This window comes from Calothrix sp. PCC 7507 (assembly GCF_000316575.1).
In the GTDB taxonomy this organism is placed as follows: domain Bacteria; phylum Cyanobacteriota; class Cyanobacteriia; order Cyanobacteriales; family Nostocaceae; genus Fortiea.
In genome coordinates this window covers 4,285,990-4,301,185 of record NC_019682.1, presented here as the reverse complement: position 1 = coordinate 4,301,185, position 15,196 = coordinate 4,285,990, and the positions used below count along the sequence as shown (strand labels likewise).

At 42.9% G+C, this 15,196-nt stretch carries 13 protein-coding genes; 5 read left to right on the top strand and 8 right to left on the bottom strand.

Annotation, left to right across the window (positions count from 1 at the left end; all coding sequences use genetic code 11):
- Window positions 1–13 precede the first annotated feature (13 nt).
- Entirely contained in the window at window positions 14–1,054 is a 1,041-nt protein-coding gene (locus tag CAL7507_RS18335; protein WP_015129979.1) for a glycosyltransferase family 4 protein, read from the bottom strand.
- 241 nt (window positions 1,055–1,295) lie between these two features.
- Entirely contained in the window at window positions 1,296–2,579 is a 1,284-nt protein-coding gene (gene glyA / locus CAL7507_RS18330) for a serine hydroxymethyltransferase (RefSeq protein WP_015129978.1), read from the bottom strand.
- 511 nt (window positions 2,580–3,090) lie between these two features.
- Between glyA and CAL7507_RS18325 the strand changes: the two genes are divergently transcribed.
- The gene (locus CAL7507_RS18325) at window positions 3,091–3,306 is read left to right on the top strand and encodes a hypothetical protein (RefSeq protein ID WP_015129977.1); all 216 of its coding nucleotides are present in this window, start codon (window positions 3,091–3,093) and stop codon (window positions 3,304–3,306) included.
- 245 nt (window positions 3,307–3,551) lie between these two features.
- On the top strand, window positions 3,552–4,031 hold the full coding sequence (locus CAL7507_RS18320; protein WP_015129976.1) for a Tic20 family protein: 480 nt from the start codon (window positions 3,552–3,554) through the stop codon (window positions 4,029–4,031).
- A gap of 30 nt (window positions 4,032–4,061) precedes the next feature.
- On the opposite strand, the gene CAL7507_RS18315 is transcribed toward CAL7507_RS18320, so the two are convergent.
- The gene (locus tag CAL7507_RS18315; RefSeq protein WP_015129975.1) at window positions 4,062–4,835 is read right to left on the bottom strand and encodes a fumarylacetoacetate hydrolase family protein; all 774 of its coding nucleotides are present in this window, start codon (window positions 4,833–4,835) and stop codon (window positions 4,062–4,064) included.
- Between the two features lie 521 nt (window positions 4,836–5,356).
- Between CAL7507_RS18315 and rpsF the strand changes: the two genes are divergently transcribed.
- Window positions 5,357–5,683: a 30S ribosomal protein S6 gene (rpsF, locus tag CAL7507_RS18310; RefSeq protein WP_015129974.1), complete on the top strand. Its 327-nt coding sequence runs from the start codon at window positions 5,357–5,359 to the stop codon at window positions 5,681–5,683.
- Between the two features lie 186 nt (window positions 5,684–5,869).
- Window positions 5,870–6,430 carry an Npun_F5560 family protein gene (locus CAL7507_RS18305; RefSeq protein WP_015129973.1) on the top strand — a complete coding sequence of 187 codons (561 nt, stop codon included), beginning with the start codon at window positions 5,870–5,872 and terminating at the stop codon, window positions 6,428–6,430.
- Window positions 6,431–6,930: 500 nt separating this feature from the next.
- On the opposite strand, the gene CAL7507_RS18300 is transcribed toward CAL7507_RS18305, so the two are convergent.
- Window positions 6,931–7,287 (bottom strand): STAS domain-containing protein, encoded by a 357-nt coding sequence (locus CAL7507_RS18300; RefSeq protein WP_015129972.1) that lies wholly within the window; start codon window positions 7,285–7,287, stop codon window positions 6,931–6,933.
- 451 nt (window positions 7,288–7,738) lie between these two features.
- Here CAL7507_RS18300 and CAL7507_RS18295 point away from each other — a divergent pair, with 451 nt between their 5' ends.
- The gene (locus CAL7507_RS18295) at window positions 7,739–8,368 is read left to right on the top strand and encodes a DedA family protein (RefSeq protein WP_015129971.1); all 630 of its coding nucleotides are present in this window, start codon (window positions 7,739–7,741) and stop codon (window positions 8,366–8,368) included.
- Window positions 8,369–8,437: 69 nt separating this feature from the next.
- On the opposite strand, the gene CAL7507_RS18290 is transcribed toward CAL7507_RS18295, so the two are convergent.
- The 4 genes from CAL7507_RS18290 to CAL7507_RS18280 form a co-directional block, all read right to left on the bottom strand.
- On the bottom strand, window positions 8,438–9,637 hold the full coding sequence (locus tag CAL7507_RS18290; RefSeq protein WP_015129970.1) for an argininosuccinate synthase: 1,200 nt from the start codon (window positions 9,635–9,637) through the stop codon (window positions 8,438–8,440).
- Between the two features lie 330 nt (window positions 9,638–9,967).
- Window positions 9,968–11,281, bottom strand: coding sequence for an AAA-like domain-containing protein (locus tag CAL7507_RS18285; RefSeq protein ID WP_015129969.1), 1,314 nt, complete (start codon window positions 11,279–11,281; stop codon window positions 9,968–9,970).
- 305 nt (window positions 11,282–11,586) lie between these two features.
- Window positions 11,587–11,961 carry a WD40 repeat domain-containing protein gene (locus CAL7507_RS33130; protein ID WP_236556779.1) on the bottom strand — a complete coding sequence of 125 codons (375 nt, stop codon included), beginning with the start codon at window positions 11,959–11,961 and terminating at the stop codon, window positions 11,587–11,589.
- Between the two features lie 3 nt (window positions 11,962–11,964).
- Window positions 11,965–15,126 (bottom strand): AAA-like domain-containing protein, encoded by a 3,162-nt coding sequence (locus CAL7507_RS18280; protein WP_236556778.1) that lies wholly within the window; start codon window positions 15,124–15,126, stop codon window positions 11,965–11,967.
- Window positions 15,127–15,196: the final 70 nt, after the last annotated feature.

Genomic DNA, 15,196 nt, shown 5'->3' with positions numbered 1-15,196 from the left:
AAATTCTGAGAGATTATCGAGAAAGTTTCCAAACTCGCCAGATGGCGAAACTAAGTAATGAAGTGGCAATACATGCATAAGTAATGCCACTAGGTATACCAGCAACAGCTAATGCTAAACTGCCAACCCATAGGGTTAAACAATAAATAAACAAAACTGTCCAACGATGGGACAAACCAGCATTTAGCAGTCGATGGTGTAGATGGCGTTTATCCGCGCTAAAAGGTGATTTGCCGTGACGGAGTCGCGCTAAAATCACTGCCGACATATCCACAATTGGCACAGCGAGAATCAAGTAAGGCAATAATACGGCGGTAAAAGCCGGGATTTTTACCAAACCTATGACACCGACGGCAGCTAGGGTAAATCCCATAAAATAAGCCCCACCATCTCCCATAAAGATTTGGGCGGGGTTAAAATTATAGCGGAGAAATCCCAGGGCTGCACCAGCGATCGCTGCAGCAATTAAAGCTGCTGCTGGTTGGTTCATAAACAACGCCACAACTAACATCACCACAGCAGCAATTCCAGATACTCCCGCAGCTAACCCATCTAAACCGTCAATCCAGTTAATCGCGTTCACCATCCCTACCAGCCAGATGACTGTAATGGGCAAACTCAGCCAGTAGAGGTAAACTATCCCCATTGCGGGAACGGTAATAAAATCTATACTGACGCCTGCTTTCCATGCACAAGATGCCACAATAACTTGCATCACCAGGCGAGCTAAGGGGGACAGATTGAGTAAATCGTCTGCTAAACCAATGAGAAAAAAGCCAAATCCACCTAAAGTGACACCCCAGATTTGCCATTCTTTTTCCGGTGGGAGGCCACTAAATCCGCCCAACCACCAGACAACTAATAAAGAAGTGATAGTACCTGCGAAGATTGAGACTCCTCCTAGCCGTACCATCGGACGCTGATGGACTTTTCGTCCACCAGGTTGATCTACTTTTCCACTTTTTATACCAATGTTTTTGACATCAGGCGTAGTCCAGAGAACGACTACGGCGGCGACAAGAAAGGAAATCAGATGATAAATCTGAGCAGGCATCTGTGTATTAAGTAAGTAGTTTATGAAACAAAAATCAACTGAGAGATGTTTCTAAATATATCTACTGAATTTTAAACATTTATCAGTATAAGAATTTTACATTTTGGGATTGGGGATTGGGGATTGGGGATTGGGGAATAGGCAATAGGCAACTAGGCAATAGGGATTGGGGAATTGGTTATTATTTATCTACCTTATCCCCTCTGCTCCCTGCTCCCTGCCCCTGCCTCTTCCCCAGTCCCTACACTAAAGCTGGTACAGGAATTTGTAGGTGGGGATATAGAGGGAAGCGATCGCATAACGCCGCTACCCGTCGCCGACAATCAGCTGCAACTTCCTCAGAATTTGGAGATAATAGGCGATCGGCAATAATATTACCAATCTCCGTAAATTCCTCTACTCCTAGCCCCCTGGTTGTCATGGCTGGTGAACCCAATCTCAGACCACTAGTAATGAATGGTGACTGGGGATCAAAAGGAACGGTATTTTTATTGGCGGTAATATTCACACCACTCACCAAATTATCTGCTTGCTTACCTGTCAGACCAATAGACCGTAAATCCACTAGGATTAAATGGTTATCAGTGCCATCAGATACCAACTTTAAGCCTCGATTTTGCAGTTGTGCCGCAAAAGCATGGGCATTTTCAATCACTTGGGCGGAATAGGTCTGAAACTCTGGCTTTAAAGCTTCACCAAAAGCTACAGCTTTACCAGCGATCACATGTTCTAAAGGCCCGCCCTGACTACCAGGAAACACGGATTTATCAAGTTTTTTACCCAATTCTGCATCGCCTGTCAAGATTAAGCCACCACGAGGTCCACGTAGGGTCTTATGGGTAGTAGTTGTCACGACATGACAATGAGGAATAGGGTTAGGATGCAGCCCAGTAGCAACTAAACCAGCGATATGAGCAATATCTGCTAGCAAATAAGCACCAATTTCATCAGCAATGCTGCGAAACTTGGCAAAGTCAATAATGCGGGGATAAGCCGAATAACCACAAATCAGCAGCTTAGGACGCTCCCTCAGCGCCAGCTCCCGAATTTGCTCATAGTCCAATTGTTCTGTCTGTTGGCTAACGCCGTAGTGGCTAACTTGGAACCACTTTCCCGAAACATTGACTGGTGAACCGTGAGTGAGATGTCCCCCATGAGACAAATCCATCCCCATGATTTTGTCGCCTGGTTCTAAGAGTGTCAAGAACACAGCAAAATTTGCCTGGGCACCCGAATGAGGCTGAACATTAGCATGAGCAGCACCAAACAGCTGTTTAGCCCTGTCAATCGCCAATTGCTCCACTTTATCGACAAATTCACAACCGCCATAGTAGCGTTTACCAGGCAATCCCTCAGCATATTTATTTGTCAATACTGAACCTTGAGCCGCTAGGACAGCGCTTGAGGTAAAGTTTTCACTAGCAATTAACTCTAAGTGATCGCGTTGACGCTGTAATTCGTCGTTGATTAACGAAGCGATCGCTGGATCAGAGGAGTTAAGAAAGTCTGAGTTAGTTTTAGTCACTTCAGCAATCCTGAATAGAATTTTTCCCACAATTGATTTTGGTTGGATGTCATACTTATAGCAAGCAATAGGCTTAAAAGTCCCTTTTTGTCAGGATTTTATGCTCAGATTATGTCCTAATCTACCTGACCACTGCTATAGGTAACAGTCCACAATCAAGAGTACATATTACTAGAATACCCATTGCTAAATTCTCAGGCAGCTAAACTGTGGTGGCAATAATTTCTGTATTATTTTTTACGTAAAAAAACACCGTTTAATATACACAACTTACAATGAAATAAAGTCCACCAAGCGATTTTGATTAAGTTCCGATTACCCACATTTTTGCTAAAGAGAGCACGGAAAGTTACCTTCGTAGTTCTTTGTATTAAAAATCACATTTTATTCTTCCCAAGTTAGAGACTAAGCGGAGCATCGAGTAATTCTGCTCATGAGATTTCTCCAAGGCTGATCGATCCTCTCCTGGGTGAAATGTGGGTAGGTAATGAGGATTTACAGGAGATATGGGATGCTGGTCATGTTAATCGACGATCAAATCCTTGCCCCTAAGCAGGTTTGCCAATCTTGTTTAATGGCTGACAGAAGCGGCCAACCTCGTTGGAGTAAAGGTCAACTGCGATGTGGTCAACAACTACACAAAGTTACAGAGCAGCAATCAGAGCAGTATGAGTGTATGATGGGCTTCCGGATTGCCCATATAGAATCAGTTATCAGTGAACAGTGAACAGTTATCAGAGTTGGAGTTGGGGATTTAACACTTCCTTCAAAGTCTCACAGTGCGGCTGTCGAACTGCTCACTGGTCACTCCGACTGTAGCAATATCCCGCAGGGTAGCCCACCACTTTGCTACGCAGGCGCTCAGTCACCATGAGACGTGACTGATAACTGATAACTGATAACTGATAACTGATAAGAAGCGTTATCCTAGGCTCTAGTAACTGTTGAAATTTAGCCACAGGAGAACGCACGATGACTTGGCGCGGGTCTACAACGGTTTGGGACCGTATTCTTGCTTGCTTACCTTATTTATTGCCCCTAATTGATGGGCTGGTATTTGGTTATGTGTCTTTGTTAAGACAATTCCCAGTACTACAGGTTTTACTTTTGCCTCTCCAGCCTATCATCCAAATTTATGGTAGCTTAGGACAATTTGGTCAGTTGATTGTTTTCTTTGCTTTATTTTTCTTGGTGGTAAGAAATGAAAAAATAGTTCATTTCATCCGATTCAACACCATGCAGGCAATCCTTTTAGATATCATTGTGTTTTTGTGCAGCATAATTCTCCGCATTGTAGCTATCCCTAATGTAGATTTTGCTGTCCAAACAGTGGCAAGCACCGTCTTTTTAGGCATAGTGGCAGCAGTTGTTTATTCTGTAGCCCAGTCTCTCACCGGTCGTTATGCAGAAATCCCGGCAGTTTCTGATGCCGTTTATATGCAAGTGCGATAACTGGGCACAAAATTTCGTGCCTAGATCAAACTAACGGGCTGCCACGATGTTTTCTAGGCGACCAATACCTTCAATTTCCACACGGACGCGATCGCCCACATGCAACGGACCGACACCCTCTGGTGTCCCCGTTAAAATCACATCTCCAGGTAACAGGGTCATCACGTGACTGATATAAGACACTAAAACATCAGGTGAAAATACCATCTGATCAATACAGGAAGATTGCACTGGGTTGGTATCGTCGTTCAAGAAAGTCTGTAATCTAGCACCTGGATTTAATTCTCTGACAATCCAAGGCCCCAAAGGACAGAACGTATCAAAACCTTTGGCTCGTGTCCATTGACCATCCTTTTTTTGTAAATCCCTGGCGGTGACATCATTAGCAATGGTGTAACCCCAAATTTTAGTTTGGGCTTCCTCTGGCTTGCAGTCAACGGCGCGATCGCCAATCACTAAAGCTAACTCTCCTTCATAATCTACCCGTTGCGACAGTTGAGGATACTGAATTTCGGTCTCAGAAGCAATAATCGAGGTAGGTGGCTTGAGAAATATTAGTGGCTCACTTGGCACTGGAGTTCCCATCTCAGCCGCATGGTCTGTATAATTTTTGCCCACAGCCACAATTTTAGAAGGAGCACAAGGCGCCAGAATTTGATAATTGTCTGGTTCCAATGTTAAATCAGTGGGTTGCCCTTGCAACCAGGGCGGAGCATCTAGCACCTGGACATTAAGGGATAACTGTAGTAACCCATAATAGATTTGTCCTTCTTGATTTTGAACTCGCACATAGCGCTGCGCCATAACCTTGATTAATATCCTTTTGGATGCAATTAAAAGCTGTTAGCTGTAAAAACCCTTGGTCAGCTTTTCTTCAAGAAATCAGTAGATTCAACGGTAAACGGTGGAGCCTATAGCCTGAAATCGCTAGATACAGATGTCTGGCTACTGCGTTAGCACCGTGGGATGAGTCTTGCTTGCAGCACACAACGCGAACGAGCTTCACCCCTACGCTTAAGCAAGCTACATGCAACTTCTCCCACAGCAGAAAAAAGCTACTCTTCTCCTCTTTGCTGAGTTTTACTTTGTATTACAAGAACAATTAAAGGCGAATCCGCAGGGGAATCGGCTTACTTCTTAGCACTTGTAAGACAATTTCTTCTCAGAGATCCGAACTTGGGCCGATTTGGCTAATGATTCAAATTGAAAACTGGTAAGATTATAATTCCTTGTTGCTTCAGATGTTGATTAATACTCGTATTGCTATCACAATTACTGTATAAATTAATATCAGCAGCCACTTTGCCCATAAGGAGACTAAAATCATGTCACTAGTTTACGAAACAATGTACATCCTGCGTCCTGACCTCGGAGAGGAACAGGTAGAGCAAGCCATTACGAAATACCAAAACTTGCTTCGGGAGCAGGGTGCTGAAGATATCCAGATTCAAAACCGTGGTAAGCGTCGTCTTGCTTATGAAATTAAAAAGCACCGCGATGGCATCTACATTCAGTTTAACTATACTGGACCTGGAACCCTGATTGCTCCCTTAGAACGCGCTATGCGTTTGAGCGAAGAGGTGATTCGCTACCTGACAGTTAAGCAGGAAGTCCACGAAGAAAAAGCAGAAAAAGTGGCTGCAACTGCCTAAGCTATGACTGAGTGCTGAGTGTTCAAAACTCAGTACTCAGCATTGAGTCAGTCAAAGCTCAAAACAACTTTTCTTTTCCTTATGGAAATGGGAATGCTAAATTAACAACAAATACTTGCCAAAAGCAGTATTACCGCAGTTATACCTAAAAGTGGACAAGATTCTGAATGGGAGCTGTAAGCCACTGTGAGCCAATCTGACACATCCAACATCCAATTGCTCTCTACGGAAGTATCGCAGCTGCGCCAAGATCTGCAACTCCGCGATCAGCTAGTGCAACAGCTATCTCAAGAACTCTTCCGACTGGTGAAAGGCAATACTAATTTCATACCCCAACGATCAGAGTCTGAACAAGACTTGATTCAGTTGCAGACTTTGCGAGAACAACTGCAAGCTGTTGAACAGCAAGTAACGTTCTATCAAGAGCAAATTACGGCTCGTGACACCGAAATTTATCAATTGCGTCAGTCTGTGCAAGAATTAACCGATCGCAGTCGCATGTTGGAGCAAGTAGTACAAGAGTTACCTCAGATTTACCGTCGTAAATTCGAGGAGCGTATGGCTCCAGTGAGAGAAAAAGTAGCAATGCTACAAAGAGAAAACCGCCAACTGCAGGCGGAACTACAAAGTGTGAGTTATCGGTTAGCACTTAAAACTCGCAATACCAGTCATGTGGGCATTGATTTGCCAAGTTTTCCCCGTCCAGCATCTGAACAAAATAGTGTCTCTGCTGTGCCTAATACTTAAATTCGTGATGGCACAATGAAGTAAGACTTCATTTACTGGCGACAAAGTAGCAAATCATAGTGTAAACAAATATACTATTTTTAAATTTATTCAAGGATGTGCTATGCCTTTCTTCGTTGCTGGTGACAGAAGGTAGGCTAACACACCCTCAGTATGAAAGTGGAGCCAAGATAAAAATCAGTCAGAGTACTCCAAGTAAAAAAATACCCAGTTGTCATTGCGATCAAAGCGAAGCAATCGCAGGGGTTGGGATTGCTTCGCTTCTCCTGCGGAGACGCTGCGCGAATGCTCGCAATGACGGGTTTTGGATCATTTATTTTGTGGAACACTCTAACACATGCTGGGGGAGGAGTTAGCCCGACTACCAAGGGACTGCATTAGTAGGGAGTGAAGAGAACATAATACTTGAATCATTGACGATGGTGAGGACATCAGTAAATTTGTTAAAAATTGTTGATACAACTTGACCTCACCATAGATGTATTCGATACAATTAGCAATTAACCCGCTAGCACTAAACTTTGATTATTGTTGGCAATAGTGAGGATGTCGTCGTAAGTGTCAAAAATTTCAAATACTGAATCTAGTTGTGTGAGTTCCAAAATTAACCGGACAGGAGCTTTGACGTTGCACAGAACTAAGCGACAACCGCTCTGACGCGCAGCTTTTAGTTCTTGCACCAGTGGAACTAAACCAGAACTATCCAAGAAATCTACTTCTGCCAAATCAATAACCCAAAGTTGATGGGGTTGGGGTGTTACTGTAGCCATCTCGTCGCCTAAAGCTATACCACCCTGTAAGTCGATACTTCCTTGGGGTTTGAACAAAACCACTTGAACTTTCTGTTTCAGAGTCATGAGTTTCACTGTTTAGTTGAGACGCCATCGCAAAAAACAAAAAATTGACATTGAACACTGATTCTGTCTCAAGGTTACATGGTTGCTTTACCCAAATATTTGGGTGATCGCAGCAACGCAATTGATACAGAGAGATTCAGTATCCATGTCGTATAATTTGTCTTAACTTCCCCAATATAGGCATAAGAGCCTAATAATTTCAGTAGCTTAGGTATCTTTTACGAAATTTTTATATTTTTGACGACTTTGATAAATATTTTATAAATAGATTATACTTACTTATAGTAGATATTAGCTCGTGGCATTAGTTGGCAGATAGTCAATGGTGGCTAGTTGATAGTTAAATATAGACTAACAATTATAAACACCATTCAGCGGCTTGATTAACACCCCACCCACAAAAGAGCAAAGATATAATACAAGTAAAAATTTGTAAAGGCGGCGGTACGGGATGTCTCTTGAGCTGATTTCACTAGAAAACATCCAGGAATTTGCCCACCAATACGGTTATTGGGCTATTTTTTTGGGAATTTTGCTAGAAAGTTTGGGCATTCCCCTTCCTGGTGAAACCGTGACCTTAGTGGGTGGGTTTCTAGCTGGCAGTAATGAACTAAGTTACTGGTTAGTGCTTGGGGTCGCCGTTGCGGGTGCTGTGATTGGTGGTACTTGTGGCTATTGGATCGGTAGATTTGGTGGCTGGAATTTTTTGTTACAAGTTGGCAAGTTATTTCGGGTTTCCGAAGTAAGACTGCTGAGTATTAAAGAACAATTTAGCCAGAATGCGGCTAAAGCAGTATTTTTTGGACGTTTTTTTGCTTTGCTGCGAATTTTTGCAGCACCACTGGCAGGTATAGCCGAAATTCCCTTCGGAAAATTCTTTTTGTACAACTTAGCAGGTGCAAGTGTTTGGGCTAGCGTGATGGTAACCCTAGCATTCTTTGCTGGTACTATTGTTTCCCTCGAACAATTGGTTTCTTGGGTGAGTCAATTTGCGATCGCCGCTTTGCTAATTTTAGTCGCTTTGATTGTTGTGCCCCTGTGGTGGGAATCTCGTCAAGTCAAGCGTGCAGCAGGAGACTGAGAGTAAAAAGTAAAAAGTAAAAAGTTTTTTACCTTTTACCTTTTAATTTTCCCTATTGCCTATTGCCTATCATCTATTCTGCTGTGCCCAAATCCGAGTTGGCAATCCCCAAACATAGATAAAGCCTTCAGCAGCCTTGTGGTCAAATTGGTCTTCGGCTCCGTAGGTAGCTAAGTCAGGGCTATAGAGGGAATTATCGCTCCATCGCCCGACTACTGTTGCGTTCCCCTTAAAAAGTTTTAACCGCACAAAACCCGATACTCGCTCTTGGGTGCTTTGAATAAAGGCATCCAATGCTGCTTTGAGGGGACTGTACCACAGACCGTTATAGACTAATTGGGTGTAAGTTTCTTCAATACCTCGCTTGTATTGGCTAACATCCGCTGTTAAAGTTAGGCTCTCTAAATCACGGTGTGCCTGAATTAACACTAACATTGCTGGAGATTCATAGATTTCCCGTGATTTGATCCCCACCAAGCGATTTTCGATCATGTCTATTCGCCCAATACCATGATTTCCTGTCACCTGATTGAGTTCCTCAATTAGCTCGACTGGGTTTTTGGCAGTGCCGTTGAGGGTAGTGGGAAGACCTTTTTGGAAACCAATTTCGATGTACTCTGGTTCATTAGGAGTATGAGCGATCGCTTTGGTCATCTCATAAACTTCTTCTGGTGGTTCAAATGTCGGATCTTCCAACACACCAGCTTCTATACTCCGACCGAGCAGGTTCTTATCAATGCTGTAAGGAGAGGATTTTTTGACTGGTGTAGGGATACCAAAACGCTCTCCGTAGGCGATAGTTTCCTCACGGCTCATTCCCCATTCCCTTGCTGGTGCGAGTATCTTCAGGCTGGGATTGAGGGCGGCACAGGCGACATCAAAACGTACCTGATCGTTGCCCTTGCCAGTGCAACCGTGAGCGATCGCATCAGCACCATATTTTTCAGCTGTTTCCACTAATATTTTAGCAATCAGTGGCCGAGCCAGGGCAGTTCCCAGAGGATAGCGATTTTCGTAGAGGGCGTTAGCTTGAATCGCTCCAAAGGCGTAATCTTTGACGAAACTGTCTTTGACATCTGCTACTAGAGATTCACTTGCACCTGATTTCAGCGCTTTTTCTCGAATTGGTTCTAATTCATCTCCCTGTCCTAAATCTGCTGCTAAAGTAATGATCTCTTCTACACCCCATTCTTGCTTAAGGTAGGGAATGCAAACAGAAGTATCAACTCCACCAGAATATGCTAAGACAACCTTTTTGGCGCGACCCATTAGTTTCTCCAGAAAAGAATGAGTAATCATTATATCTAACTAATACATGTATATTTTATTAAAGAAGGGACAGGGAACGGGCAACTCTTAGGGACTTCCAATTAAAAAAATAATCAACCGCTGTGTAGAAGAGGGCAGGGAGCAGGGGGAGGAAGAGTTTTCAGGTTTTTGCACAAATGCGGGATTCATCACTAATCAGCCGGACATGATATCAGTGGACATGCAATCGAGGGTAAACCCCGCCCTTACAGGCTTGACGATTTAAAACTGTACCTCACTGTTCTGAAAACTGCTATATTCGCCAATAATATTTCTGGAAAATCCCTAATTTTAAAATATTTGGTTACTAAAATATAATCGGTAAAGCTCACAGCTATGAGTTACCAATTCACCATTAATATTCACTAATCCCATACTATCTAGCTTATAAGCAACTTGCGGTAATAGTTTAAGAGTTTTTTCAGAAAAAATAACTTCTTGAAAAACATTTCCTAGTTCTGATTCTGATTGTAGTATTGCTAATAATCTACGTAAATAATCATTATAAATTCCTGATTCTGTGGCTGCTTCTTGGATAATTTGTTTGAAGGGTAATTCTCTTGCATGTATATAGTAAAAAGCAAGTTGCACTAAATAGGGATGACCTCCTACTAGACTTATGAGTTGTTTATTTTGATTATTAGTCCACTCAATTCCATAACATTGAGCTAAAGATAATACTTGCTCTGAGGTAAAAGCTTTTAACTTTAAAGGCAACCCCACATTAAAAGGAGATTGATTAATTTGCAGTGGAATATAAATTTCTGTACTATATGTTAGTACTAAACGTAGCTTTTCCCATACTTTAGTATTTTTTGCTTGCTCGTACCAGGAACGCAAAAGGGAAAAAAATTCTTTAGCAATTTCCGGATACTCAAAAAGTAAATTTACATCTTTTAAAGACAAGACTAAGTTAGTATTAATTTGTGGTAATAAATATTTTTCAAAATAAATATTACAACTTAGTTTTATGCCTACATCTTCATGCCAATAGTCATTGAGTTTAGGTTCTAATTCCAACTTCAAGCTGACATTAATACTAAACCAGCGAAAAAAACTATCAATGTGAGAGAATATAGCTTTTTCTGCTTGCTGAAAGTCAACAATCACAGTTTGGTATTTTTGGGCTTTAGCATGAGCTAATATTCTTAGCATTAAGGAAGTTTTACCCATTTTCCAAGGTGCTTTGATGCGGATAATACTACCTGGTTTTATGACTTCTTCATAGGCAAGTGTCTCAATAGGAAAACGCTCAATGTATAGTCTAGAGTCGCAAGCAAGTGGAGCGCCAGGGAATTCTCTCAAGGGAGTAGCACTGCAACATCGTAAGCCTTCAATTAATTGCTGTTGAGCTTTTGTGAGTTGACGTGACTCAAAGAATTGCCGCAAGTTATTTTTATTCACAGATTCTCCGCAGAAGTTGCTTAAGCTAGACCACAACTGTGAAGCAGCACGACTGAGGTATTCTTTAACATAGTTGGTTTCTTGTGATATATCTGCATAGGTTTTTCCTTCCCAAGAATAACGCACCAACATTTCTTGGAGTGGTGTGAGACTTTCCGGCAGGCTAGCTTTAAGTAGGTATATAAGTTCGTCGATAGTCATCTAGTGAGTTGTTCCATGTCATATCGTGTCCTGCTAAAGACTTATAATTAATACGGCAAGGGAGCAGGAGGAGAGATTTTAGGTTTTTGCACAGTATAGAGCAATCATAAATAATACGTTAAATAACTTATCATATCCAGTATTTTCTGCCAAATATTGCTTAATTTTGTCAATAAATCTATTAGACCGCTTGCAAAAGTCAAAAAATCAGGAATGTCATTCTGAACGGAACGCAGTGGAGAGAAGAATCTCACTAGATGTTTCGCTCCGCTCAACATGACAATTTAAGCATTTATGCAAGAGGTCTATTGATTGCAAAGTGAGCGATCGCGCTGATCTATTGTTTTATTAGTTTTCAAGTAATCTTGAACAAAGGCGCAACCATAAGTTAGCGGATTGAGATTGAGAATATGCGGCAAATTCCAGAGGATGAGCGTGTTGTCATCACCCACGGAAGCGAGAATTTTACCGTCGGGGCTGATGGCAATTGCCCTAATCGCTGCCGTGTGTCCTCTCAAGGTGGTCAATTCTTTGCCATTGAGTTGCCAAAGCTTGATGGTAGTATCTACGCTGCCAGAGGCTACCATTTTACTATCAGGACTAAATGCAACTCCCCAAACCGCAGCTGTGTGACCTTTGAGAGTTTTGAGCAACCGTCCATCTACGCTCCACAACTTCACGGTCTAATCGGCGCTGCCAGAGGCTACTATTTTACTGTCATGACTAAAGGCAACTTTCCATACCGCTGCCAGATGACCGTTGAGAGTGCTGAGTAACTTGCCATTTAGCGTCCACACCTTTGCAGTACTATCGGTACTGGCTGAAGCAATCAGCCGACTATCGGGGCTAAATACGACTTGCCAAACTTCTGCTTGATGTCCTCTAAGAATCTGCGGTGGCGGCCGATCGCGCCGCCATATCTGCACAGCTTTTTCAATATTTGACATGGCGATGGTTTGACCATCGGGACTCAACATGGCTGATGTGAGTTTACCAATAGGATCTTTGTAAGTAGCAACTAGAGAACCGTCGCGCTGGCGGAGTTTCACGGTATCATTATCGGCAGCGATCGCCATCAAATTGCCATCATCACTGAACGAAACCTTAAAAATGAGGCTGTCATCTTCAGTCACAGTTTTGAGCAATTTACCTTGACGACTCCAAAGTTTGGCTGTGTTTTCGTGACCTGCTGTAGCGATCGCTGAACTATCGGCGGTGATAGTTACTGACCAAATGCCAGAACTGTGGGCAATAACGCTCGTCTGGAAATGGTTCTGAGTCTGCCAGAGTCTAACTATATTGTCTCCACCCCACGAAGCAATAAAGCTGCCGTCAGGGCTGAAACTCACGCCCACAACTGAGGCACTATGTCCTCTGAGTGTCCTCAATTCTGTGCCATCAATATTCCACAGTTTAATTGTTTTATCAAGACTGGCGGCGGCAACGGTTTGACCATCAGGACTAAAGGCAACTCCCCAAACCCCAGCACTGTTACCTTTAAGAGTTTTATCGAGGCGGTAGCTGCCATTTCCGTCTCGTTGCCAGATTTTCACCGTTTTGTCTTCACTCCCTGAAGCAATAGTTTGACCATCAGGGCTGAAGGTGATCCCTGTAACCCAACCTTTGTGACCTTGGAGAATTTGTAGAGGCTTGGCATTTTGCCAGCTTGTACTGCCCCGTTGCCATAGTTTTATTGTGCCGTCGAAACTTGCAGCAGCGAGGGTTTGACCATCAGGACTAAAGGCGACGCCCCAAAACCCCACTCTATAGCCTTGAAACGTTTTGACCAAAGTGCCTTCTCGCTGCCAGATTCTCACCGTTTTGTCGAAACTAACAGAAGCAATAAAGCGATCGTCTGGACTCATTGCAACTGACCAAACCCCAGATGTGTGACCTTTAAGAGTTTTCAGCAGAGTGCCGTCTCGCTTCCAGAGTTTCACAGTGCCGTCGTCGCCTCCGGAAACCAGCGTTTGCCCATCAGAACTAAAATCTACTGCCCTGACTGCTGCGTGATGACCTTGGAGAGTGGCCGCTTGCGTACCATCCCGCCACCAAAGCTTAATTGTTTTATCCATACTTGCCGAGGCAATCAGCGAACTATCAGGACTAACATCTACTGCTAAAACAGCACTTGTATGACCAGAAAAACGGTTATATTCATCTGCTGCATAAACCGCTTGCTGCAATACATTTTCCACTTGCGGCTCAATATCTGCCTTTGCCTGACCTAGCTTTTGCAGTCTGTGTTGAGCTTTGATGGCTTCTATCAACGCATCCAGTCGGCGATTTGATGCCAACAATCCTTCAGAAGATGATATTAATGCATGAATTTCGCTGATTCTGGCTTGATGTTCGCTAGTGAGGGCTTGACGGTAAAGGGTGAAAATTCCGATACTCAAGATAGTAGAGACAATCGCTGCAATACTGACTGACGCTAGCAGGCATCTTTGTAATTTAGCAGTTTTTCTTTCTTGTGCTAGCCGTGCTTCTACTTCTTTTGTTCTGGCGGCTTCTAGTGCTGTTTGCACTTCTTGTTGCTCGCATTCTTGACTAGCGGCTAAAAATTGATAATCCAAATCGCTAATACTTTTGTTCTGTGCCCATTTTTGAGCATCTTTCAATGCTTGTCCTCGCAATAAACGCGATTTATCTTGATAATTTGAGGCTACCCAAGCATTAAAGGACTGGGAGTATGGGCGGAGATTGTCTAACTGTCTAACCACCCATTCTGCATCGAAAACATGACGATAGATCGGATTTTTAATTTTCAGATAGCCGTTGCGTTTCTCTACTAAGCCAGACAGTAAAAGTTCTGTCTGCTCTCGACTATCATCAGTTGATACGAGAAGATTTGAGTATTCTGTTCCCTGTTCCCTATCCCCTATTAATATCTTTTGATACAGTCCTAATAGCCGCCCTGAGCGTTGTGGATTAAATAGTAGGCGATCGTATATCGTCCGCAAGTGTTCGGGTTCGTCTTGGGATTGCCAATTTTGGATAATGTGCGATCGCACTAACTGTTCTACCCAAGTGGCCTCTGTACCTGGAGTCAGGTTAATTATACCTGTCGCCCTTGACTTAGCAATTTGCACAACCAACTGACAGAGTTTTTGGGTAAGAAATGGCTGTCCCCCTGTCCAGTTAATAATGTGCAACAGCACTGCTTCTGGTTGGCTAATTGCTTCCTTTAGCCCTACTAGCAACGGTGTAGCTTCTTGTGCTTGAAATCCATATAACTCAATCGCTTTGCCAATATTAAAAGGTGTGCGGCGTTTGTCAGCTATTAAGTCGGAGGGGCTGGCTACACCAAAGAGTGCAAATCCTAAGCGCTCGAAATCGGGGTTTTGTGTGCGTAAGTTATAGCAATGACGAATCCATGCAAAAAAATCGTTAACGGGGAAATTTAAACTCAGCAAGCTATCAATTTCATCAATAAATATAAAAATGCGTTCGGTTTTTACCCTTGATAATAATATCTCTTCTACAAACTGGTGCAGTCTTTGTATAGGAGAAAGCTCTGCATCTTGTTGCCACCATTCTTGAATGTTGACTTGTTGTGCTAAATCTAATTTGTAAAATAGGCTAATAATGATGCCTTTATACCACTGTACAGATGTAATTTGTTCGCTACCCAATTGAGTAACATCCAGGTATAAGCAAACATAACCTGCTTGTTTTAAACGATGGCTTGTTCGCTGTAGTAGAGATGACTTACCCATCTGACGGCAGTTTAAGACATAACAAAAATCACCAGCCTTCAGGCTTTCATAAAGTTGTTCATCTGCCTGACGAATAATGTAGGTGGGATCGTCACTCCGGAGGCTACCGCCAACCTGATATTTCATGCAAAATTATGATTTAAAGTATCTTGGCGATTAGAAATCGCGGCTATACAGACAAAACCTGCCTCCGCAG